The organism is Cryobacterium sp. M15 (assembly GCF_002929675.1).
Classification (GTDB): Bacteria; Actinomycetota; Actinomycetes; order Actinomycetales; family Microbacteriaceae; genus Cryobacterium; species Cryobacterium lyxosi.
Map to the genome: position 1 here is coordinate 191715 of NZ_PJJW01000038.1, position 22529 is coordinate 214243.

Here is a 22529-nt window from a genome sequence, read left to right on the forward strand (position 1 = left end):
GTGATCGAGAACACTTCTCAAGAAACACCCACAGCGAACGCTGCCGCCGCTCTTCGTGTGGCGACGGCGTCGTTTGCGTACGGCGCGGACCCCACGCTGACCGGTATCGACTTCACGGTGCTGCCCGGTCAGGCTGTTGCCCTGATCGGCCCGAACGGGTCGGGCAAGTCCACCCTGCTCAAAGGTGTCCTCGGGCTCATCACCCGCACGTCCGGTACCGTCGAGGTGCTGGGACAGTGGCCGGCGCCGGCCGGCTACATCGGCTACGTGCCCCAGACCGACCAGCTCGACCCGCACTTTCCGGTCTCACTCGAGCAGGTCGTCATGATGGGCCGTTACCGCTCTCTCGGCTGGTGGCGCATGCCGACCAAGGCCGATCGCCGAGCCGTCGCCGAGGCGCTGGAGACCGTCAGCCTGGGCGATCGTGCCAAGACACGCTTCGGTGAGCTCTCGGGCGGGCAGCAGCAACGTGGTCTGCTCGCGCGCGCCGTCGCATCCGCCCCGCGCTTGCTTCTGCTCGATGAGCCCTTCAATGGTCTCGATCAGGTCAACCGGGATGCACTCATCGAAACCGTGAAGCGCCTCAAGAAGCAGGGCGTCGCGGTGCTCGTGTCGACCCACGACCTTGACCTCGCGCGGGCCGTCTGTGAGTGTGTGCTGCTGCTCAACGGCGCTCAGGTGGCGTTCGGACCGCGCGATGCGGTGCTGACCCTCGCCAACGTGCAGCAGGCATTCGGCTCCGTCGGTGTGGAAATGGACGAGCACACCATTGTGGTTCCCGGTCACGGAGGTCACTGAGTGGGTGTCTTCACGCCGCTGATCACCGCCTTCGACCTGCCGTTCATGGCCAGGGCGTTGCTCGTGCTCGTCGTTCTGAGCCTCGTGGCCGGACTCGTCGGTGTGCTCGTCAACCTGCGTGGGCTGGAGTTCATCAGTGACGGACTTACCCACGCGGTCTTTCCCGGTGTGGCCATCGGATTCGTCTGGGGTGGCCGCGACGGGCTATTCGTGGGAGCCATGGTGGCGGCGCTCATCGCGGCCGTCGTGCTCACCGTGATCGTCAAGCGCGCGGTCACGTCGGACGCCGCGATCGCTATCGTCTTCACGGCCATGTTCAGCGTGGGGATCATAGTAGTTTCACGGGAAACAAATTATGTCGGTCAGTTGGATGCCCTGCTGTTCGGACGCCTGCTGACCGTCGGCCCGGCCGAGGTCAACCAAACCGTTGTGGTCTGCCTGATCGCCCTGGTCATGGTGGGGTTCACCTTGAAAGAGCAAATCTTTCTGGCTTTCGATCGTGAAGGCGCGGCGGCGGCCGGCTACCGGCCCCTCCTGCTCGACATTGTGCTCAATGTCGCTATTGCCCTCGTTGTGGTGGCCGCAAGCAGCGCTGTGGGCAACCTGCTCGTCCTCGCCGTGCTGATCGTGCCGGGCGCGGTCGCCCGCCTGGTGACCAATCGACTGTGGCTGCTCTTTCCGGTAGCGGCAGGCTTTGCGACCCTGGCCGCCTGGGTGGGGCTGACGCTCGGCTACGAAGCATCGGTCAACGGCGGCGTCGACCTGCCGAGTGGAGCCACTGTTGTGCTCGTGCTCGTCGCAGGTTACGTGCTGGCACTGGTCGTGCGGCTCGCACTGGAGCGAATCGGCGGCCCGCGTCGACATCACCGTACCGTACCGGTGGAGCACTGATGGGCTACTTCGAACAGGCCCTCCTGGCAGCACTGCTGATCGGGGCGCTCAGCGGCCTCGTCGGAACCCTGGTAGTGCTGCGCCAGCGCACCTTCTTCGCTCAGGCACTCACCCACGCGACCTTTCCGGGAGCGGTCGGCGCGGCGATTCTCGGAGTGAGCATTCCGCTCGGCGCCGCCGTGGCGAGCGTATTCATCGTGGGCGTCATGACGATGATCGGGCGGGTCGAACGTCAGGGAAAACAGGTGGCATCTGGCATTCTGCTCACCGCCGGATTTGCACTCGGCGTTCTGCTGCAGGGGCTCAATCCGTCTCTGCCGGTCAAGGTCGACTCGTACCTGGTGGGTTCGATTCTCACGGTGAGCGGTAATGATGTGGCACTCGTGGCTATCGTGCTGGCGTGTGCCGTACTGGCCATTGTCTTTCTGGGCAAGCAGATCATGTTCTCGACCTTCGACGTGAACGGCTTTCGCGCGGCCGGCTATCGAGAATGGCCGATCGAAGTGCTGACTCTGATACTCATCACGGCCACCGTCGTCACCGCGATGCCCGCGGTGGGGGCTATCCTCGCCATCGCCCTGATCGCTGCCCCTGCAGCAGCCGCCCGGCTCGTCTCGCGGACGACCACTCAGATGTTCATCATTGCCCCCCTGCTCGGCGCCCTGGCCGGACTGGCCGGCGTGCTGCTCTCTCGTTCACTCGATGTGGCGGCCGGCCCGGCAATTGCCCTCACTGCGGTGGCCCTGTTCCTGCTTGCCCTGCTGCTGCGGCGGTTGGTCGCTTCACGGCGACCCCGCGAAGCGGATGCGCGCCGACCACAGCGAACATCGCTACGGTTGATGTCATGAAGCGAAACACCTGGCAGCGCGAGGCCGTTCGGGGCGCGCTCGACGCGAACGACGGCTTCGTCAGCGCCCAGGCGCTGCACTCCGCCCTGCACTCGACCGGATCCCCGATCGGACTGGCGACGGTCTATCGCGCCCTGGCCGATTTAGCCGATACGGGTGAGGCCGACTCGCTCCAGTCGCCAGAGGGTGAAAGCCTCTATCGCGCGTGCAGCACCAATGACCACCACCACCACTTGATCTGCCGTAACTGCGGCCTCACGGTCGAGATCGAAGCGGATGCCGTTGAAACCTGGGCCAAGGACGTCGCCGCGAAGAACGGTTTCACCGCTGCCGCCCACGTCGTCGATGTCTTTGGTCTGTGTGCCGCTTGCACGGCGAAAGCCGCAGCATCCGCTGAGTGACGTGAATCGACAAGGCGGCACGCTGAAGTGCTGGCCGGTGGAAGCGCCGTGGTCTCGCCATTTCGACGGAGATTCGCGGACGAATTTGCACTGCGCCTGAGGAGCCCGTATCGTGGGAGGTTGCTGCGCCTCTGCGCGCGCATTGCAGGTTGTTCATTTATGAGCAGCCTGCCGACAAGGGATCTTGGGAAGGGCATTCGCCCTTCGGTAATGGAGGAAACCATGGCATCTGTTTGCCAGGTGACCGGAGCTGTTCCCGGCTTCGGACACAACATTTCGCACTCGCACCGACGCACCAAGCGTCGTTTCGACCCGAACGTTCAGAAGAAGACGTACTACGTGCCGTCGCTTCGTCGCAAGGTCACGCTGACCTTGTCCGCAAAGGGCATCAAGGTTATTGATGCTCGTGGTATCGAAAGCGTCGTCAAGGACGTTCTCGCTCGTGGGGTGAAGATCTAATGGCTAAGGCTCATGACGTACGTCCGATCATCAAACTTCGTTCCACGGCTGGAACCGGTTACACCTATGTAACCAAAAAGAACCGCCGTAACGACCCCGACCGTCTCGTGCTCAAGAAGTACGACCCGGTTATCCGCAAGCACGTTGATTTCCGTGAGGAGCGCTAAACATGGCGAAGAAGAGCATGATTGCCAAGAACAACCAGCGCAAGGTCATCGTCGAGCGGTATGCCGTCAAGCGCCTGGAACTCAAGAAGGCCTTGGTTGACCCTGCCGGCACCGACGAGTCGCGTGAAGCCGCTCGCAAGGGCCTGCAGAAGCTGCCGCGCAACGCGAGCCCGGTGCGCCTGCGCAACCGTGACGCCGTTGACGGTCGTCCCCGCGGCCACCTCTCCAAGTTCGGCATCTCGCGTGTTCGTTTTCGCGATATGGCGCACCGCGGCGAGCTGCCCGGCATCACCAAGTCCAGCTGGTAACTCCTTCTGGCGCCGCTGAAGCTCGTCTTCATCGGCTTCTGAATCATCCAAACGGGATGTCGACTCTGAGTCGGCATCCCGTTTAGTTTTAATCCCTCTCTGGCGCCGTGTTTCGCGCAGAGCGAAAATCGAGCGCTCGAGAGGGTGAAAGTGCACTGAAATGATCGAAAATCGCCGTAAATCCGGGGTTTTTGGTGGATCAATGCTAGATTTCAACTCGGTCGAACCGACCAGCGGGGCTTCTCTTCGAGGAGCATCCGTATTACGAATATCGCTGTGTATACAGACGAAGGTCCGAGGAGGACACTCAATGGCTGACAAGTCGCTGAACAAGACCGAGCTCGTTGCCAAGGTTGCCGCTGACTCAGGACAGAGCCAGGCCGCCGTTGACGGCGTTCTGAACGCATTCTTCGCAACCCTGGCCGAGACCGTTGCCGCTGACGGCAAGGTCACCATCCCGGGATGGTTGGGAGTCGAGCGCACCGCTACGGCCGCGCGCACCGGCCGCAACCCGCAGACCGGCGAAGAAATCGCCATCGCAGCCGGCCACCGCGTCAAGCTGACCGCCGGAAGCAAGCTCAAGGCTGCCGCCAAGTAGCTTTTAGTGAGAAAAGGGGCGTCGACGCGAGTCGGTGCCCCTTTCTGGTTTTCAGGGCACCGTACGCGACGAATGTTCAGGGGTGGGCGAATAAGCTGGACAGGTGCCCCGTATAGTCCGCATTCTCGGACCGGCAGCCCTGCTGCTGGTCGCCGTATTGTCTACCCTTGTCGCGTTGGCCTACGGTGGTGGCGCTTCAGCCCAGCTCCTCGCCGACCCGGGACCGGTGGTGCGCTGGGGCCTTCCCCTGGCCAAGCTCGCGGTCAACATCGCGGCGGCGGGCACCATCGGTGCATTGGTGCTCACACTGTTCGCATTGAGCCCCAAGCAACGTGAATACAGCACCGCCCTGGACTTCGCCGCAGCGTCGTCGGCACTGTTCGCCGTCGCATCTGCTGTCACGGGCTTTCTGACCTTTCTACAGGTCACCAATGTGCCACTCGGCATCAGCGATCAGTTCAGCGCCACGGTCGGCCAATTCTTCAGCCAGATCGAACTGGGGCAGGCCTGGCTCGCGACGACCTTGATCGCCGCCGGCGTAACCGTACTGTGCTTCGCCGTGCGTAATCAGACCGCATTGGTCTTTGTGACCGTACTGGCCCTGACCGCGTTGCTGCCCATGGCTCAGCAAGGCCACTCGGCGGGCGCGTCGGGACACAACGCCGCGATCACGGCCCTCGGGTTGCACCTCGTCTTCGCGGCGATCTGGCTGGGTGGCCTGCTCACCATTGTCGTGCTGCGTACCCAGCTGGACGGCGAACGCATCCGCCAGGTGATCGGGCGGTATTCCTCGCTCGCACTGGTCTCGTTCATCGTGGTGGCCGCGTCGGGCTATGCCAGCGCTGAACTGCGCATCGGCAGCTGGGATAACCTGCTCAGTCCCTACGGCCTGCTCGTGCTCGTGAAGGTCACCGCTCTCGTCGCACTCGGCGGGTTCGGCATTGCGCAACGCCGGTTCTTTATCAAACGGATGCAGCGGAGCGGGCCGGCGAACGGTCGCTGGTTCTGGTGGCTCGTCGTGACCGAGCTCGGCTTCATGGGCCTGGCATCCGGTGTGGCCGCCGCGCTCGCCCGCACGGCGACGCCCGTCGCCCAGGTGGTCGCAACCGAGGTTCCCCAGTCAACGCCGGCGCAAATTCTCACCGGTGAACTCTTGCCGCCGGAACTCACTTTCTCGCGCTATTTCACCGAGTGGAACCTTGACCTCGCCTGGATTCTGTTCTGTGCATTCGGCATCTTTTTCTACCTGGCCGGCGTCTGGCGGTTGCACCGCCGCGGCGACGCATGGCCGATCTACCGCAGCGTGCTCTGGATTCTGGGTATGCTCACCCTGTTCTACATCACCAACGGTGGAGTGAATGTGTACGAAAAGTACCTGTTCTCCACCCACATGCTCGTGCACATGGTGCTGACTATGCTCGTGCCCTTGTTGCTGGTGCCGGGCGCCCCGGTGACCCTCGCCGCGCGGGCGATCGCCAAGCGGCAAGACGGCAGTCGGGGTGCGCGCGAGTGGATCCTCACCGCGGTGCACTCGCGCTTTGCCGGCATCGTCGCCAACCCGATTGTCGCGGCAGTGCTGTTCGGTGTCTCACTGTGGGTGTTCTATTACACCTCGATCTTCAGTTGGGCTACCACCGACCACATCGGCCACCTGTGGATGATCGTGCACTTTCTCATTACCGGCTACCTGTTCGTGCAGTCCCTGATCGGCATCGACCCGGTACCGTACCGCCTGCCGCACGCCTTCCGACTGCTGTTGCTGTTGGTGACAATGGCCTTCCATGCGTTTTTCGGCCTCGCCCTGATGAGCGGCACGGGGCTGCTCCTGGCCGACTGGTACGGAGCGATGGGCCGCACCTGGGGAGTGTCAGCCATCGCCGACCAGCAGATGGGGGGCGGTGTCGCGTGGGGAATCGGCGAACTGCCGACCTTTGTGCTGGCCGTTGTCGTCGCGATTATGTGGAGCCGTGACGATACTAAAGTCACAAAACGGCTGGATCGCACGGCGGACCGTACCGAGGACGCCGAGCTCATCGAGTACAACGCGAACCTGGCCCGTATCGCCGTGCGCGACGCTCGGACCCCCAGCTAGCCGTGCCTAGTGCAGTTGGATGGCGAGGGCACCGCTTGGCTGCACGACTGCGCTGAGCCCCATCGTGAACGGGACGTCTTCGTCGCGGGTACTGATGTCGCCGTCGAACAGTGACTGCACCTTCACCACGATATGGGCCTGCCCGGGGGTAGCGACCATCTCAAACGCCAGTTCGCCCGCGGTGAGCGTGACAGTGGGGTACGCGGTGATCGACCAGGCCGGAGTGCTCTCGATGCGGTCGTCGATCTGGATGCCCCAGGGGCAGCTGGTCGGTTGGAGCACCGTTTGGGTGGCGCACGCGTCGAGGAACTTGTTCAGCTCCGACTGAACCTGGCCCACCATGGCCTGGTTCGGTAAGGCGTTGACCTCCACGGCGGCGGGACCGTCTTTCGTCACACGCACGGTTTTCTTCTGAGCGGTCAGCATGGCCGACTCATGTTCGAACGTATAACGGTTCGGGGCGAACGCGAGATACGCGGCGGACGTGGAGAACGTTGCGGGGGCATCCGCTGCACTGTGGGCGCGCGTGTCCAGGGTGAGGCCGTTGACCGTGAATGATCGTTCGTGCAGCACCGAGACCTGCAGTACAGCTAGGGGGCTGGTGCTGAACGTCCAGGCGTTGAAAACGCCGGCGAACGAGCCCGCCCGCTCGACAGTGAACGCCATGCTCGACGCGATGCCGTTCAGATCGAAATCGAACACCACGGTCTGGGCGGTTCCATCGTCGATGGCGGGCGTAGCGGTCGTGCTCGCGAGTTCGATATTGTCGAGGCCGCTCAGAACAGATGCCCGCAGCAGGGTCTCGGGCAGATCTTTCGCGACCTCGTCGGTGAGCCCCCAGGCAGCCAGGTCGGTTGTGCTGGGCATCACGCCACCGAGAGCGAGGGCGCCGACGGTGTCGCCCCGGGCCAGGGCGTCGAGGTATTGCCGGGCAAAGCCGCTGGCGCTGTAGACCGTGCGATTGAGAGCATTGATGGTGCCCGCGAGGCCGGCCGCGAGCAGTCCGGCGACCACCACGATGACGAGAACGGCCCGGAGCAAACTGCCGCGGCGCCCGCTCGCCCGATGCTGTTCGGCCGGAATGGTCACTCCAATATTGTATGGGGAGGTGAACTGGCATCGCGGCCAAAGCTCCGCTTCGTACCCTGTGCGCTGCTGGAGGCTACAGTGGAATGTTGCCTGTGACGATATCCCCGTGCAGCGTTCGCCTGCCAGAGAAAGTGTGCCGTGTCCGAGATTCCGCTCAGTCGTGAACAGGCGCTGGTCTTCGCGGCGATCGAAGGCACCAAGCAGAACGTGTTCGTCACCGGCCGGGCCGGAACCGGTAAGTCCACCCTGCTGAACCACCTCTCGTGGAACACGAGCAAGCAGATCGTGATCGCCGCGCCTACCGGTGTCGCCGCATTGAACGTTGGTGGTCAGACCATCCACTCGCTCTTTCGGCTGCCGATCGGTGTGATTGCCGACAGCCCGATCGATCAGAACGACCAGGTGCGCAAACTTCTCAACACCATCGACACCCTCGTCATCGACGAGGTCTCGATGGTCAATGCCGACCTCATGGACGCGATCGACCGCAGCCTGCGCCAGGCCAGGCAACGCCCGTTCGATGTATTCGGCGGAGTCCAGATCGTGCTGTTCGGTGACCCGTACCAGCTGGCCCCGGTGCCGGGCGGACCGGATGAGCGTGCCTATTTCGCTGACCACTACCGCTCGATGTGGTTCTTCGACGCGAAGGTGTGGCGTGATGCAGAGTTGCGCATCTTCGAGCTCACCGAAATCCACCGGCAGCGTGACAACGATTTCAAGCTCATGCTCAATGCCGTTCGGCACGGCCAGGTCACTCCCGAGATCGGCGGAGCTCTCAACGGCGCGGGGGCGCGAACACCGCCGAGCGAGGGCGTGATCACCCTCGCGACCCGCAATGACGCTGTGAACCGCATCAACGCATCCGCTTTGAAGAAGCTGTCGGGTAAATCGCTCACCGCGAAGGCCGACATCACCGGGGATTTCGGCGGCAAGCAGTTTCCGGCCGACGAGGTGCTCGAACTCAAGGTGGGCGCGCAGGTGATGTTCCTGCGCAACGATTCTCCGCTTGACGGTGGGCCGCGTTGGGTCAACGGCAGCATTGGAACGGTGACGAAGGTCACCTCGACCGTGTTCGTGGACATCGACGGCGACGTGTTCGAGGTCGAGCCGACGGTGTGGGAAAAGTACAAGTACACCTACAACGCTGCGACCAAGAAACTGAGTCGGGATGTCGTGGCGGAATTCACGCAGTTTCCGCTGCGGTTGGCCTGGGCGGTCACCATCCACAAATCGCAGGGGGCCACTTACGCGCGGGCCATTGTCGATCTTGGTGCGCGGGTGTTCAGTCCCGGTCAGACCTATGTCGCCCTGAGCCGGCTGACCAGTTTGGACGGGCTCTACCTCACCCGCCCGCTGCGGCCGAGCGATATCATCGTCGATGAAAACGTCAAGCGTTTCATGAGCATCGAGGTTGTGCCGCCGGTAGCTGACCTGGCAGGGCTGGATGCGTCGGGCCGTGATTCTTCAGCGTCGGGGCACAGCGAACCCTAGAACGCACTAGCCGTTCGATGTTCACGCAAGTAAGACCCGTTCCACGCTCTGCGAAAGGCACCAGTGCGATCCGTGCCATCAGTGCGGCCAGTGCGGCCAGTGCGATCAGTGCGATCCGTGTGATCCGTGGTCGACCGGTTGCGGCATGATGACCGCGGTCACACCGTGCGACCCGTGGGGTAAGGCGTGGGAGCCGATCTCGGTAGCAGCGAGGGCCGGGGTGGTGAGCGCCGAGAGCAGAAAGCCGCCCACGACGACGCCGGTGAGAAAACGCCAACCGTTCGGCGCGGCGGTGCCGTGCAGAGCGGCACCGACAGGGGCAGTGACTTTGTTCGATGCGTGCCGCTGTGCAATGGCCACCGTAGCGGCCAAGAATATGTTGAGTAGTGACGCAACGGCCATCGGGTAGAGCGGTAGCCCGGTCTGGGCGCTCGTGACGCCGAGACCGCTGCCGAGGGCGGCAGTCGCTCCCCAGATGAAAACCGGTATGAGGGCTGCTCCCACGATGATGCGGGGAACAATTATGCGGTCCCGGGCAAGGGCGGCGATTCCCCAGCCGAGTTCAGCAATGCCGAACCCGACCAGAAGAACCGACAGGGGAAACGGAGCGGTTACGCCCACGGCCAAGTGGACCAGAGCGGCGCCGAGGGCGGCGAAGCCCATCCAAATACGAGTGACCGGGGACATGATGCTCCTTGGGTGAACCTGCTGCGAAGGGATGGAGTGATGCTGGGGCTGGTCGTTACGCCGTGGCGTGGCTGCGAACCATCTTGTCGGCGGTGAGGCCAACCCCGAGGAGAACGATCGCGCTGCCGAGGTGCAGGAAGTGGTCAGCCGTGTTGAGCGCCAGGATGTTCAGTGCGGTACTCGCGATAAAGAATCCAACGATTCCCAGGAGCAGATACACGGCGCCGATGGTGCTGTTAGTTGCCTTGGCGGCCGCAACGTTGGAGAGGCCGGCAATGAGCAGGGCAGCACCGATCAGAAGATGCGCAATGTTGTGCAGAGGATTGACCTCGAAGATTCCGAGAAGCAATTCGCCTTGAGTGGCGATGAAGCCGACTCCGCCGGTAACGGCGAAGCCGAGTAATCCAACGAGAACGTAGACCGCGCCGAAGACGGTGGCGATCAGACGATTAGGTGATGTGCGCATTTCAGGTGCCTCCTGTTTGTTTCACGGCTAACCCGTGCTTGCTGTGAGTTCGGAGCTCCATCGACTTCGGATTGGTGACAATTGTGCCCCTAATCTCCCCTTTTGGGTGTCGGCGCATGAACTTATCGCAAAACGCCACAAGCGTGGCACCCAGATCGGGTGCCACGCTGTGGAAACGGTTAGACGGTTCTGGCAGTTGTATTACGACTTGGCCTGGCGGCGGTTTGCGATCGCCCCATAGATAAGGAGCACGATAAGCGATCCGACGATCGCGAGAATCCACGTCGTCAGCGAGAAGAAGTCGCCCAGGTTGACGTTGAACAGGAGCCCGCCCAGCCACCCACCGAGGAAGGCACCGATCACCCCGAGCAGCAGGGTAATGAACCAGCCTCCGCCCTGCCTGCCGGGAAGGATTGCCTTCGCGATGGCGCCGGCGATGAGACCGAGCAGGAGGAATCCGAGGAAACTCATGAGAACTGCCCTTCCATTGGTCATGCTGTCAGCGTGCCGACGTTTCGGAACGAGCACATCACCGTTCGCGTGAACCTACCCATGTGTGTGCTCGTCGTCAATGCTGCAGGGGTATCGATTCAAATGGACTCACCGAACGGATGCCCCCGACGCTCGAGAAGAGAAAACCCGCGTAAAACGATTCAATCCAGCCAGTAGTCATCATCGATGTACGAGTGGCCAAGGGAGGGAGTTGTGTCAATGGGGTCAGGAAGATCGTCGGCAAAAATGGCTTCCAGCTTCACGATCGAATGTGCCGTGATCAGAAGGGAGGTCTGCGCACGCAGGGAACTGAATATGTCGACGAAGCCGCCGCCGCTGTGGACTGCTGCCGTCATCGCAGCTTTGAGAGCCGAAACGTTGTAATCGCCGGAAAGGTAGAACCAGTCGTCGTTGATCGTCAGGCGGTAGCTCTGCATTACATGGTCCGTTTCGTTAGTGCAGGGTGATGGCCGCGCTCGAGGCGACCTGGCGGCGGCTCAATATCGGCCGGTTGCTAGAACCTGGCTGACCCCAAGGAGCACGTCGAACCGCGAGCGCGTCTTTCAATATACGGGAAATAATTCAAAGAATAAACTACTCACTCATTAAGAAACTCCAAAATTGAGCTACCCGCTACACTGGCAGGACAGAGCGGCTGGGACGGGTCGTTTTGTGGGCCTGCAGTGCGGGCGAAACAGACAGACCAGAGGTCGGAGAACGTATGAAACTCGATATCTCGAGACGCACCGGGGATGGTCTCTCAGCATCCGCTCTTGCGTTTCTTCGGGGGATGGATCGCAACCGCAATCGGGTGGCGGCGGAAACCAACTTGACAGGGAGTGAGCTGCGAGCACTGGCCCGTGTCGCGGAATCCGGAAGCATTACTCCTAAGCTGCTCGCGGAATCGATGGAAATTACAACGGGTGCCGTGACCGCGATTTCAAATCGCCTGGTGGCATTGGAGCTGGTCACCCGGGTGGCCCACCCGCACGATCGACGCAGCCTGCTCTTGGTCTTGACCCCCGCCGCAGAACAGATCACCCAGAAGCTTTACAGCGACTTCACGGCATTGATCGCCTGTGCCGCGCGGGACGTCAGCCCGGATGATCAGGTGCGTCTGGGAGAGCTACTGACCTCGATGGCTCTCGTGGTGGATGCGGATGCGGATCTGATCCCGGCCGGGCCAACCAGGTAGCAACCTACGGGTGGAGTGTTCCGGCTCCCGCCAGGAGTGCGCGGTAGCCCTCTCGGTAGGTGGGGTAGGTGAAGGTGAAGTCGGTATCTCGCAGCAAGCGGTTGCTGAGGAGCTTGTCCCCGCCACGCTGACTTTCCCGGGTGGAGGCTGGCGCTGCTGACGGGTTTAGAGCTAATTCGGGCAGGTCGAGCTCGGCGGCTAGGAAGGCCAGCACCTCGTTGCTCGGGACCGGGGCGTTGTCGACGCCAAGATACAGGGGCGCCGGCTGTTCCGGGCGCAGTAACAGGTGCACGATCGCGGCTGCTGCGTCATCCCGGTGGATGCGGTTAGTGTGGCGTGACTCCGCGGAGAGTGCGGCACCAGCTCGTACCTGCGTGATCAGTCGTTCCCGACCGGGGCCGTAGATGCCGGCCAGGCGCAAAACGGTGGCGCTGGGAATGCGGGCGTGCAGCATTTGCTCGGCGTCGAATACGATCGAATCTGTGCCCGGTTTTGGGTTAGCGGGGGTCTGCTCGTCGACTCGGCTGCCGTCGTTGATGTCGTAGACGGCCGTTGATGAGACGAGCAGCACGCGGCGGGGCGTGACGCCGGCGTCATCGAGCGCATCGAGCAGGTTGCGCAGGCCGTCCAGGTACGCGGCTCGGTAAGCATCGATCGTTGGGCTTCCAGCGGAGATCGCCATAACGACGAACTCGGTATCGAACGGAATGACAGGCTTCTCACGGCTCAGATCGATCGACTGACCAGTGATTTCCCTCGGGAGCACGCTCGCGCTGCGGCGCAGCCCGACCACCGCGTGCCCCAAGGCGGCGAAGCGCAAGCCGACCTCGGTGCCGAGGTCACCGCATCCGGCAATCAATATCGTCATCTGTCTCCTTGCTCATCTCAACGGTATCGGGCGCACGTGACAGTTCGCCGTGCACAGGTGGCCGCTAGCATAAACGCATGCCTATCGTCCCTGACACGTCTGACTGGACCTGGGTTCTCGAACGCCCCTGCTCCGACTGTGGATTTCGAGCGAGCGAGGTGGACTTCGAGAACTTGCCGGGCCTGATTCGTGAGAACGCCGCCGCTTGGCCTGCCGTGCTGGCGGGAGTGGATGTCGCGGCACGTCCAAATGACCACACCTGGTCCGGACTCGAATACGCGGCCCATGTGCGCGATGTCTGTCGCCTGTTCGACGAGCGCCTGCACCGCCTGCTCGATGAAGACGACCCGCTACTGGCGAATTGGGATCAGGACGCCACCGCGGTTTCACAGCGGTACGACCTGCAGGATCCGGCAATCGTTGACGTTGAGCTTGAGGCCGCCGCGCAACGCGTTGCCGACAGCTTCGCATCGGTGCGAACGGATGCGCGCCAGCGCACCGCGCGCCGCAGCGACGGCCCATCGTTCACCGTGGAAACGCTCGGGACGTATTTTCTGCATGACATCGTGCACCACCGACACGACGTACGCTTTGACTTCCGCCGCTAGATGATCCGGTTCGGGATACTCAACACCGTGTGAAATCTGGAGGTCATTATTTCAGCGGCGGCCGCGTTCTCAGAAAAGATGATCCTTGGAGCGCACCCACTGGGAAAGCACCGAGTGTATTCGGAATGAACGGGCAATGTAGGGTTTGGCACTCATGCTGACCTTGGATTTTGACGCAAGAATAGGCCGGTCAGAGGACGGATCTATTGCTTTGAGATTTTGGGTCAGGAACGGTTGGGGCTGGCGCCCGCTCGGAACTCTGCGGGGCATCCGCTGCCCGCTGTTCGGCGGTCAACGCGTTGCCGGTAGGGGGGCGGGCATTTCCAGACGTAGGTTTCGCAGGAATGACCAGGAGGTGATGGGCGGCGGTAGGTGCTGTGGCCATGTGTCAGACTTTTCCGATGCACTCATTTTCCGCTGGAACACCTGCGGCCAGCGCAGAGCTTCTGGCGCGGGCTTTCGCGGCGACGGCGCATATGTCGTTGATTACGGACGCGCAGCAGAACATTTTGCATGTGGGTGATTCCTTCACCACGATTACGGGATACGGCGCCGACGAACTGCTGGGCCGCAACTGCCGCATCCTTCAAGGCCCGGGTACAGATCGTGCAGTTGTCGCCACTATCAGCGCCACATTGCGGGCCGGGGATGCCTTCGAGGGTGACATCCTGAATTACCGCAAGGACGGATCGCCGTTTTGGAACGGTTTGAAAATTACACCACTGCGAGGCCTGGCAGACGAGATCACTCACTACGTGAGTACGCAGAGCGACATTAACACGCGTCGAGCGTTCCAAGACACTTTGCGCTTCCAAGCGCTGCACGATGTTGTCACGGACCTGCCTAACCGCCGCTACCTTGAGCAGCACTTAGCGCGGGACCGGACAGGCCTGCACGCGGGTGTCACGGCCATCGGTCTCATCAACATTAACGAATTCCGTCGGATCAACGAACAAGTTGGACTCCGCGGAGGTGACGAGCTCTTACGTGCGCTGGGTCGTCGGCTTCGCAATTCGGCCGGTGAAGGGGTTTTTCTGGCGAGCATGAAAGGCGATGAATTCGCCGTCGTGATCGACGACCTCGGTTCGCTACGCGATAGTGCAGATATTGACGACCAGCTCGAAGTGGTCCTTCGTCGTTTGCATGAGGCCGTTGAGCGCCCGTTTCAAGTGCTGGGGAAAAGCGTGAGCGTCAGCATCAGCATGGGAGTCGCTTTCTGCCCTCTGGATAGCGATGACATTTTTAATTGTCTTAGCGACGCCGAGGCGGCGTTGAAAGCGGCTCAGAGAGGCCGACACGATCGTCAGCGCTGGTGGTATGTGGCGCCGCCGGTTTCCGATAGCGGCACACAGGCGATAGCCATTTCTACGACGCCGCGTGCAACGCAGGCGGAACGGACCTTGCTGAACCAGCGCTTCGAAGCCCATCGCTGGCGCCTCTTCAACGGCGGATTGTCCATGTACATGCAGCCCGTCATTGACTTACGCACCGGAGATTTAAGCCGAGTAGAGGCTCTGGCGCGACTAATACTTGTCGATGGCACCGTTGTCGGTCCTGATCAGTTCCTTCCTTCACTCGACGATGCTGGCCACGATGAGCTGTTTCGTCTTGGTCTTGACGAGGCATTAGGGTGCCTCGCACGTTGGGACAGGGAGGGGCTGTCAACCCGGGTCTCGGTCAATTTGTCTCCGTCAACGCTTTACGACTCGAACTGTACCGGCTGGGTAAAGAGCGCCTTGGAACGCCACAGCATAAATCCGAGCCGCCTCTCGCTCGAGCTGTTAGAGACGCAGTCAGCGAAGTCCGCAGTGCAAATCGCTGCAATCAGTGGCCTGCGAACACTCGGAGTCGGGTTGGCTCTTGACGACCTGGGTTCCGGTCATGCGACTCTGAAGCGTTTGTCAGAGTTGCCTTTCGACTCGATCAAGCTGGACCGCGGCTTATTTGCGAGCCTGAATAATCGCCCACTGGAGACACTCAGCATGCTCGCCACACTCACACAAATGGGACGCGATTTCAAAGTCGATGTCGTAGCGGAGGGGCTTGAAGATGCCCGCCTCGCTGAAGCTGCGGTCATGCTCGGGGTGCCATTGGGCCAGGGATACTTCCTTGCCCGACCGATGCCCGCCTCGTCGATACCCAACTGGGTCGCGGCATACAAATTCCCCCTTAGCGCTGGTACGGTGACGACCGCACTTGGCGCACTGGCCTACCATTGGAAATTTCTACGTTGGGAATCACCGCATCCGCTGTCGTTATCGGCATGTCCGCTGACCGACTTTATGCAGCGCCACACGCCGCAGACCAGTCGAGCGGCCGCTTTGCATAGACAACAACACGAGCCTTTCAATGCGTTATCGACTGATGGTCAACAGCTGCAGGAATGGCTGGTCGAGTTGGTGCAGGAGCACGCCATAACTCGCACCGACACCTGAGAAAACTCTGGAGCGGATGACGGGAATCGAACCCGCGCTATCAGCTTGGGAAGCTGAAGTTCTACCATTGAACTACATCCGCGCGCCCGCTGTAGGTGAACAACAACCGGAACGTTGCCAGCATATCAACCCCGCGCGGCTAGGCTGGCACAGTGCTGCTCTCCGATCGCGATATCAAAGCTGAACTGAACGCTGGACGAATCGGTTTGGAGCCGCTCGACCCCGCGATGATCCAGCCGTCAAGCATTGATGTGCGTCTTGACCGCCTGTTTCGGCTGTTCGACAACCACAAGTACGCCTACATCGATCCGGCCGAGGACCAGCCCGAGCTGACCCACTTGATCGAGACCAAGCCCGACGAGCCGTTCATCCTGCACCCGGGCGAGTTCGTGCTCGGCGCCACCTACGAGCAGGTCACCCTGCCAGACGACGTGGCTGCCAGGCTCGAGGGTAAGAGCTCCCTCGGTCGCCTCGGCCTGCTCACCCACTCGACGGCCGGCTTCATCGACCCGGGTTTCTCTGGACACGTCACGCTCGAGCTCAGCAACGTCGCGACGCTGCCGATCAAACTGTGGCCCGGAATGAAGATCGGCCAGCTGTGTTTCTTCCAACTCAGCTCTCCGGCTGAAAAACCCTATGGCTCCAGTGAATACGGCTCCCGGTACCAGGGCCAGCGCGGCCCGACTGCCTCACGCTCGTTTCACAACTTTCACCGCACCACCATCGGGCGCTGAAGAAACCGATCGGACGCCGGCGGTAATCCGAACGTAACCTCGCGTCGGGTAAAATTTGGGCATGACCTCCATGCCGACCCGATTCGACGAGGCGCTCATCGCGCACGGCCCAACGCCGGAATACCCCGGACGCATGCACCTCTTCGGCCAGATGGTTGGATCCTGGACTGCTAAGGGGTCCCGCCTGGACGAAACCACCAATGAATGGATTGCACGCGACTTCATCTGGATGGTCGAATTCGTCCTCGACGGCCGGGCCGTGCAAGACGTCGAGATCGTCGCAAGCACGACGCATCCGTCTGGATGTGAAACCGTCGCCACCGCGCTGCGCGTCTACGACCCGTTCGCTGGAGCCTGGCGCGTGAGCTACTTCGCCCCGGCGCTGGGCGAATACTGCCAACTCGTCGCCACCCCGTACCGGCACGGCGTGCGGCAGGAAGGCACCCGCACCGACGGTCGCCCGATCCGGTGGAACTTCACTGCCATCACCCCCGACAGCTACAAATGGGAAGGTTGGGTCTCCGGCGACGAGGGCGCCACCTGGCAACTCATCAGCCACAACGAGGCCACCCGCATCCGCTGAGAAACGGATGCTGACGGCCTCGGTGTCCAGGCGGATTACAGGGCGAACTTGAACCCGAGATCGGCGGGGTAGTCGCCGAGAGCGGTGAGATTCGTGGCTGCGGCCTGCAGGGCGGCCAGGGTCAGCGCGAGGGTGCCAGGGCCGAAGCTGACCCGGGAGACGCCGAGCTCGGCGAGACGCTGAAGCGGAACAAGTCCGGGCGCGCCGATCACGGAGATTTTGCCGTTGACCTGCTCAATCGCACGGGCGACTTTATCTTCGTCGGTCAAGCCGAGGAAGAAGATGACGTCGGCGCCGGCGCCGAGGTAGGCGTTGGCACGGGCCACGGCTTCTCCCCAGTCGCCTCCGCCGGCCAGGGTGTCGACGCGCGCGTTGATCACGAGCGGAATGCCGCTCTGGTCGGCTCCGGCTCTGGCCGCGGCCACGCGGGCGGCGGCGGTTTCGATGTCGAACTGCGGGGCCTTTGCCGCGCCGACGGAGTCCTCGATATTGATGCCGACAATGCCGGATTCCTCGATGAGGCGACGCACGTTGCGGGTTACACCAACGGCATCCGGTGCGTACCCCTTCTCGAAATCGGCCGAGACGGGCACGTCGACAGCGCCGGCGATAATCGTGGCAGCGATGATGGCCTCGTCGAGGGAGAGGCCCTCGCCGTCTGGCAGGCCGCGCACGTTCGAGATGGAGTGGCTCGCAGTCGCGAGGGCCCTGACGCCGGGCGCGTCGGCGACGACCTTGGCGGTAATGGCGTCCCACACGTTGGTCACGATGAGAGGCTCACCGGGCTTGTGCAACGAGAGCAAAAGTTCGGCCTTCTGGAGCTGGGTATGTGTCATACCATTCAGTCTGACCGGCCTGTGTCCACTAAGCGAGGGGACAGCCCTATTTCAGCGGATGCTCAGGCAAAGACGGGTTGGGGCCAGCTAGCGGATCTGCTGCTGCCTGGCCGAGACTGCTACTGGGCGCGCAACCGCAACTGCTGCATTCCACCGTCGACTGCTAGCGAGATGCCTACGGTGGAACCTAGAAGCGCCGAGAATACCGATACGAAGCATGTTGCCTTCTTTCAGAATCTGTTGGTGGAGGCTGAACGATGCGAAATTGTGCGCGCTTTGCTGTACGCAAAGTGGTGCGCACTCTTGTGAATTGAGTGCGCACCACAGAGGGAATCCGCCCCGGCGATTCAGGGGAATGCCACGCCTCGATCGGAATTATGCAGTGGGCGGCGTCTGGGCTCCCTGGTTGGGTGCCAAGGACTGGTTCAGCTGCTCCTGCAGGTTCAGCTGTGCCTGCTGATTGAGCAGATTCTTAGTCTGCATGTCCATGGCCTCGGTGTGGCGAATACCGTCGTGATCGGCGAACAGGCGCGCGTTGATCTCATCGCGGAACTGCAGAAGCTTGGCTTTCTCCAGGATCGACACCTTTAGGGGAGTCGTACCGCCCCCATTGTTTTGAATTTTGAGTGTCGAACTCAATGCATTCACCAGGAGCACCGCAGCGAATAGCAAAAGGAACCAGCCCCACACATCTCCGAGTCCGGCAAACGATATGAGTAGAAGAATAATTCCCCAGACTGCGCGACCGGCAGAGAACTTGACCTCAACACCGACACCGGCGGTGTTGGCAAGAGGGTAAGCCGCGTCGGAGTAACCAAGCGGGATAAGACCGAATAGCGTGTTTGGGGTCTTCGTGACGATTCGTTTGTTTGTCACCGCTAGATCAGTTTTTAACCAAAACAGGACAACCGACGGGCTGAATTTTGCAGTATAAATATTGGATTCGCCGGGTGCGAATGTAAGATCCCCCATGAAATACCTTTCCGATAAATGTTGACGTGTTCAACAATGATTGTTTCGAACCCCTCAGACCTTACAGGATGGCGTGTTTAGCGAGGATGCACGCTCGTATTGCAAGGTTCGGTTAGGCGATCTGCTGTTGTCTGGCCGAGACGGGAATGAGCAGGAGCAGTCCGACGAGCAACACGAGCATGATGCCGAGAATGCCCCAGTAGGTTTCGCCGAAGATCGTCACGGACAGTGCGAAGGCGGACGGGGCAAGAAAGCTGACGGCGCGACCGGTTGTGGCGTAGAGCCCAAAAACTTCGCCTTCACGGCCGACGGGAATGAGGCGGGCCAGAAAGGTACGGCTGGCCGATTGGGCCGGTCCGACAAAAAGGCACAGGGCCAATCCAGCCGTCCAGAACACGATCTGCCCGCCGTCGTGCAGGAAGAACACCACGAGGCCGCTCACCAAAAGGCCTACAAGGGCGGTCATAATGACGGGCTTGGCGCCCAGTCGATCGTCGAGCGCGCCGACACTCATGGTGGCTACGCCGGCGACAACGTTGGCGGCTATCGCAAAGATAATGACCTCGCCGGGTGAGAATCCAAAAACGGATGCTGCGAGCACACCTCCAAAGGTAAATACGCCAGCCAGACCGTCACGGAAAACCGCGCTCGCTATGAGAAAGTAGACCGTCTGACGGCTGGTCCTCCACAGCCTGGCAATATCGTGGCCGAGCACAATGTAGCTGCGGAAAAAGCTGACCTTTTCGCGGCGGGCGGCTGTGGGTGCCCGATACTCCGGCACGCGCAGGAGTACGGGCAGCGCGAACAGCCCGAACCAGGCGGCCGCGAGCAGCATGGAGACCCGCACGGCGAGACCGTCGGCGCTGGTCACGCCGAACAGGCCGACCTCGGGCTGGATGAAACCGAAGTACACGATGAGCAGCAACACGATGCCACCGAGGTACCCCATGCCCCAGCCGAATCCACTGACCTTGCCGATCGTGCGCGGCGTCGACACCTGAGCGAGCATGGCGTTGTAGTTGACGGCTGCGAATTCGAAGAAGACGTTGCCGGCCGCCACCAGAAACAGACCGAGCAGCAGATAGCTGGGACTCGCCTGCACAAAGAACATGGCCGCGGTCAGTACCACGACGATGAAGGTATTGACGCCGAGCCAGAACTTGCGCCGGCCGGAGGTGTCAGATCGCTGCCCGGTTATCGGGGCAAGGGCGGCAATCACCAGGCCCGCGATGGCGAGGGCCCAGCCGAGCTGGGCTGAAATAACGTTCTCGTCACCGAAGGAAGAGCCGGTGAGGTACACCGTGAAGACAAAGGTCGTGACCACGGCGTTGAACGCCGCTGATCCCCAGTCCCAGAAGGCCCAGGCCAAAACCCGTCCGCGCCGTGGAGCGGTGCCCGCGTCTGGGGTGACAGTCTCGATCATGTGCACAATCTACTGCTCGGTGGTAAATATCCGGATTCGCCGGGCTGCGGCATCCGCTTCAATCAAACTTGAGTCACTCACACTCAACTTTCAGCCACAGAAATTGACAGGGACGCGACAGCGCTGGAATACTTGAGCCATCGAGGCTCAAGTCTTGAGATTGCTTTGATGTTCGTTTCGCACCTGATTGAAGGAGAACAACCCACATGGCTCGTGCAGTAGGTATTGACCTCGGAACCACCAACTCTGTGGTGGCCGTGCTCGAAGGTGGAGAACCCACCGTCATCGCCAACGCTGAAGGCTTGCGCACTACCCCCTCGGTGGTCGCGTTCACCAAGGACGGCGAGGTCCTCGTCGGAGAAACCGCCAAGCGTCAGAACGTCACCAACGTCGATCGCACGATCTCCAGCGTCAAGCGCCACATGGGCACCGGCTGGAACGTCGCCATCGACGACAAGAAGTACACCCCGCAGGAGATTTCGGCGCGCATCCTCGCCAAGCTCAAGCGTGACGCCGAGCAGTACCTGGGCGAGAAGGTCACCGACGCCGTCGTGACCGTGCCCGCATACTTCAACGACGCCGAGCGTCAGGCCACCAAGGAGGCCGGCGAGATCGCCGGACTCAACGTGCTGCGCATCATCAACGAGCCCACCGCCGCCGCGCTGGCCTACGGCCTCGACAAGGGCAAGGAAGACGAGCTCATCCTGGTCTTCGACCTCGGAGGTGGAACCTTCGACGTATCCCTGCTCGAGGTGGGCAAGGACGACGACTTCTCCACCATCCAGGTGCGCTCGACCGCCGGTGACAACCGCCTCGGCGGCGACGACTGGGACCAGCGCATCGTTGATCACCTGATCAAGCGCTTCAAGGAGACCACCGGCGTCGACGTGTCCAAGGACAAGATCGCCAAGCAGCGCCTGAAGGAAGCCGCCGAGCAGGCCAAGAAGGAACTCTCGTCGAGCATGTCGACGAGCATCCAGCTGCCCTACCTGTCGTTGACCGAAAACGGCCCGGCCAACCTCGACGAGACGCTCACCCGCGCCCAGTTCGAGAAAATGACCGAAGACCTGCTCGACCGCACCAAGAAGCCCTTCCAGGACGTCATCCGTGAGGCCGGCGTCAAGGTCGGCGACATCGCCCACGTCGTTCTCGTCGGTGGCTCCACGCGGATGCCCGCCGTCTACGAGCTCGTCAAGAGCGAGACCGGCGGCAAGGACCCGAACAAGGGCGTCAACCCGGACGAGGTCGTCGCCGTTGGCGCTGCCCTCCAGGCTGGCGTGCTGAAGGGCGAGCGCAAGGACGTTCTGCTCATCGACGTCACCCCGCTGAGCCTGGGCATCGAGACCAAGGGCGGCATCATGACCCGCCTGATCGAGCGCAACACGGCCATCCCGACCAAGCGCAGCGAAACCTTCACGACGGCCGACGACAACCAGCCGTCCGTTGCGATCCAGGTGTTCCAGGGTGAGCGTGAGTTCACCCGCGACAACAAGAACCTCGGAACCTTCGAGCTCACCGGCATCGCCCCGGCGCCGCGCGGAATTCCGCAGGTTGAGGTCACCTTCGACATCGACGCCAACGGCATCGTGCACGTGTCCGCCAAGGACAAGGGCACCGGAACGGAGCAGTCGATGACCATCACGGGCGGATCCTCGCTCGCGAAGGAAGACATCGAGCGCATGGTGCGCGAGGGCGAAGAGCACGCCGCCGAAGACAAGCGCTTGCGCGAAGTCGCCGAGACCCGCAACACGGCCGAGCAGCTCGCCTACTCGATCGAGAAGCTGATCAAGGACAACGTCGACAAGCTGCCCGAAGACGTGAAGAATGAGGTGCAGGCTGATGTCGACGCCCTCAAGTCTGCTCTTGCGGGCGACGATGACGACGCGGTGAAGACCGCGTTCGACAAGCTCAATGAAAGCCAGGGCAAGCTCGGCGAAGCCATCTACAAGTCCAGCCAGGCGGATGCCGCAGCCGGCTCCGACGAGGCCGGTACCGACGAGACTCCCGCCGAGGAGAACAAAGACGAAGACGTTGTCGACGCCGAGGTTGTTGACGACGACGAAGACGACAAGACAAAGAAGTAGGCCG

At 61.9% G+C, this 22529-nt stretch carries 25 protein-coding genes and 1 tRNA gene; 16 read left to right on the forward strand and 10 right to left on the reverse strand.

Annotated features, from left to right (window positions below; all coding sequences use genetic code 11):
* The 9 genes from CXY83_RS10600 (at nucleotide 1) to CXY83_RS10640 (ending at nucleotide 6562) form a co-directional block, all read left to right on the forward strand.
* Nucleotides 1-798, forward strand: coding sequence for a metal ABC transporter ATP-binding protein (locus CXY83_RS10600; RefSeq protein ID WP_233200791.1), 798 nt, complete (start codon nucleotides 1-3; stop codon nucleotides 796-798).
* A complete protein-coding gene (locus CXY83_RS10605; protein ID WP_104197312.1) occupies nucleotides 799-1689 on the forward strand; it encodes a metal ABC transporter permease in 891 nt (296 codons plus the stop codon).
* Nucleotides 1689-2537 carry a metal ABC transporter permease gene (locus CXY83_RS10610; RefSeq protein ID WP_104197313.1) on the forward strand — a complete coding sequence of 283 codons (849 nt, stop codon included), beginning with the start codon at nucleotides 1689-1691 and terminating at the stop codon, nucleotides 2535-2537. Before CXY83_RS10605 ends, CXY83_RS10610 begins: the two co-directional genes overlap by 1 nt.
* Nucleotides 2534-2938 carry a Fur family transcriptional regulator gene (locus CXY83_RS10615; RefSeq protein WP_104197314.1) on the forward strand — a complete coding sequence of 135 codons (405 nt, stop codon included), beginning with the start codon at nucleotides 2534-2536 and terminating at the stop codon, nucleotides 2936-2938. The genes CXY83_RS10610 and CXY83_RS10615 overlap by 4 nt, the downstream gene beginning before the upstream one ends.
* A gap of 222 nt (nucleotides 2939-3160) precedes the next feature.
* On the forward strand, nucleotides 3161-3397 hold the full coding sequence (gene rpmB, locus CXY83_RS10620; protein WP_035835252.1) for a 50S ribosomal protein L28: 237 nt from the start codon (nucleotides 3161-3163) through the stop codon (nucleotides 3395-3397).
* A complete protein-coding gene (gene rpmG, locus CXY83_RS10625; RefSeq protein WP_035880539.1) occupies nucleotides 3397-3564 on the forward strand; it encodes a 50S ribosomal protein L33 in 168 nt (55 codons plus the stop codon). The genes rpmB and rpmG overlap by 1 nt, the downstream gene beginning before the upstream one ends.
* A 2-nt stretch (nucleotides 3565-3566) precedes the next feature.
* Nucleotides 3567-3872 carry a 30S ribosomal protein S14 gene (rpsN, locus tag CXY83_RS10630; protein ID WP_092110538.1) on the forward strand — a complete coding sequence of 102 codons (306 nt, stop codon included), beginning with the start codon at nucleotides 3567-3569 and terminating at the stop codon, nucleotides 3870-3872.
* Between the two features lie 310 nt (nucleotides 3873-4182).
* Nucleotides 4183-4470, forward strand: a complete 288-nt coding sequence (locus CXY83_RS10635; RefSeq protein WP_035835256.1) for an HU family DNA-binding protein — start codon at nucleotides 4183-4185, stop codon at nucleotides 4468-4470.
* A 103-nt stretch (nucleotides 4471-4573) separates the two neighbouring features.
* Nucleotides 4574-6562: a cytochrome c oxidase assembly protein gene (locus CXY83_RS10640; RefSeq protein WP_174722163.1), complete on the forward strand. Its 1989-nt coding sequence runs from the start codon at nucleotides 4574-4576 to the stop codon at nucleotides 6560-6562.
* Nucleotides 6563-6568: 6 nt separating this feature from the next.
* On the opposite strand, the gene CXY83_RS10645 is transcribed toward CXY83_RS10640, so the two are convergent.
* Nucleotides 6569-7651, reverse strand: a complete 1083-nt coding sequence (locus CXY83_RS10645; protein ID WP_104197315.1) for a hypothetical protein — start codon at nucleotides 7649-7651, stop codon at nucleotides 6569-6571.
* A 138-nt stretch (nucleotides 7652-7789) separates the two neighbouring features.
* Between CXY83_RS10645 and CXY83_RS10650 the strand changes: the two genes are divergently transcribed.
* A complete protein-coding gene (locus tag CXY83_RS10650; protein WP_104197316.1) occupies nucleotides 7790-9142 on the forward strand; it encodes an ATP-dependent RecD-like DNA helicase in 1353 nt (450 codons plus the stop codon).
* Between the two features lie 105 nt (nucleotides 9143-9247).
* On the opposite strand, the gene CXY83_RS10655 is transcribed toward CXY83_RS10650, so the two are convergent.
* The 4 genes from CXY83_RS10655 to CXY83_RS10670 all read right to left on the reverse strand — a co-directional run bounded on the left by CXY83_RS10655 (nucleotide 9248) and on the right by CXY83_RS10670 (nucleotide 11224).
* Nucleotides 9248-9829 (reverse strand): hypothetical protein, encoded by a 582-nt coding sequence (locus CXY83_RS10655; RefSeq protein ID WP_146069912.1) that lies wholly within the window; start codon nucleotides 9827-9829, stop codon nucleotides 9248-9250.
* A gap of 55 nt (nucleotides 9830-9884) precedes the next feature.
* Entirely contained in the window at nucleotides 9885-10295 is a 411-nt protein-coding gene (locus tag CXY83_RS10660) for a DUF4383 domain-containing protein (protein WP_104197318.1), read from the reverse strand.
* Between the two features lie 201 nt (nucleotides 10296-10496).
* Nucleotides 10497-10766, reverse strand: a complete 270-nt coding sequence (locus CXY83_RS10665) for a GlsB/YeaQ/YmgE family stress response membrane protein (RefSeq protein WP_104197319.1) — start codon at nucleotides 10764-10766, stop codon at nucleotides 10497-10499.
* A gap of 182 nt (nucleotides 10767-10948) precedes the next feature.
* Nucleotides 10949-11224, reverse strand: a complete 276-nt coding sequence (locus CXY83_RS10670; RefSeq protein ID WP_104197320.1) for a hypothetical protein — start codon at nucleotides 11222-11224, stop codon at nucleotides 10949-10951.
* 353 nt (nucleotides 11225-11577) lie between these two features.
* On the opposite strand from CXY83_RS10670, the gene CXY83_RS10675 reads away from it, so the two are divergent.
* On the forward strand, nucleotides 11578-11982 hold the full coding sequence (locus CXY83_RS10675; RefSeq protein ID WP_233200793.1) for a MarR family winged helix-turn-helix transcriptional regulator: 405 nt from the start codon (nucleotides 11578-11580) through the stop codon (nucleotides 11980-11982).
* Nucleotides 11983-11986: 4 nt separating this feature from the next.
* Here the strand turns inward: CXY83_RS10675 and CXY83_RS10680 are convergent, their stop codons facing one another.
* Nucleotides 11987-12850, reverse strand: a complete 864-nt coding sequence (locus CXY83_RS10680) for an NAD-dependent epimerase/dehydratase family protein (protein WP_104197322.1) — start codon at nucleotides 12848-12850, stop codon at nucleotides 11987-11989.
* Between the two features lie 77 nt (nucleotides 12851-12927).
* On the opposite strand from CXY83_RS10680, the gene CXY83_RS10685 reads away from it, so the two are divergent.
* Both CXY83_RS10685 and CXY83_RS10690 read left to right on the forward strand, forming a co-directional pair.
* Nucleotides 12928-13458 (forward strand): methyltransferase type 12, encoded by a 531-nt coding sequence (locus CXY83_RS10685; protein WP_104197323.1) that lies wholly within the window; start codon nucleotides 12928-12930, stop codon nucleotides 13456-13458.
* 401 nt (nucleotides 13459-13859) lie between these two features.
* The gene (locus CXY83_RS10690) at nucleotides 13860-15893 is read left to right on the forward strand and encodes a GGDEF domain-containing phosphodiesterase (RefSeq protein ID WP_158251874.1); all 2034 of its coding nucleotides are present in this window, start codon (nucleotides 13860-13862) and stop codon (nucleotides 15891-15893) included.
* 8 nt (nucleotides 15894-15901) lie between these two features.
* Here CXY83_RS10690 and CXY83_RS10695 read toward each other — a convergent pair.
* Nucleotides 15902-15975: transfer RNA gene (locus CXY83_RS10695), tRNA-Gly, on the reverse strand.
* Between the two features lie 70 nt (nucleotides 15976-16045).
* Between CXY83_RS10695 and dcd the strand changes: the two genes are divergently transcribed.
* The gene (gene dcd, locus CXY83_RS10700) at nucleotides 16046-16627 is read left to right on the forward strand and encodes a dCTP deaminase (RefSeq protein WP_104197325.1); all 582 of its coding nucleotides are present in this window, start codon (nucleotides 16046-16048) and stop codon (nucleotides 16625-16627) included.
* Between the two features lie 61 nt (nucleotides 16628-16688).
* A complete protein-coding gene (locus CXY83_RS10705) occupies nucleotides 16689-17210 on the forward strand; it encodes a hypothetical protein (RefSeq protein ID WP_104197326.1) in 522 nt (173 codons plus the stop codon).
* 35 nt (nucleotides 17211-17245) lie between these two features.
* On the opposite strand, the gene CXY83_RS10710 is transcribed toward CXY83_RS10705, so the two are convergent.
* From CXY83_RS10710 to CXY83_RS10720, 3 genes are all read right to left on the reverse strand, one after another.
* Nucleotides 17246-18046, reverse strand: a complete 801-nt coding sequence (locus tag CXY83_RS10710; protein WP_104197327.1) for an isocitrate lyase/phosphoenolpyruvate mutase family protein — start codon at nucleotides 18044-18046, stop codon at nucleotides 17246-17248.
* A 375-nt stretch (nucleotides 18047-18421) separates the two neighbouring features.
* Nucleotides 18422-19018, reverse strand: a complete 597-nt coding sequence (locus tag CXY83_RS10715; protein ID WP_104197328.1) for a hypothetical protein — start codon at nucleotides 19016-19018, stop codon at nucleotides 18422-18424.
* Nucleotides 19019-19130: 112 nt separating this feature from the next.
* Entirely contained in the window at nucleotides 19131-20441 is a 1311-nt protein-coding gene (locus CXY83_RS10720; protein ID WP_104197329.1) for an MFS transporter, read from the reverse strand.
* 206 nt (nucleotides 20442-20647) lie between these two features.
* On the opposite strand from CXY83_RS10720, the gene dnaK reads away from it, so the two are divergent.
* On the forward strand, nucleotides 20648-22525 hold the full coding sequence (gene dnaK, locus CXY83_RS10725) for a molecular chaperone DnaK (RefSeq protein ID WP_104197330.1): 1878 nt from the start codon (nucleotides 20648-20650) through the stop codon (nucleotides 22523-22525).
* Nucleotides 22526-22529: the final 4 nt, after the last annotated feature.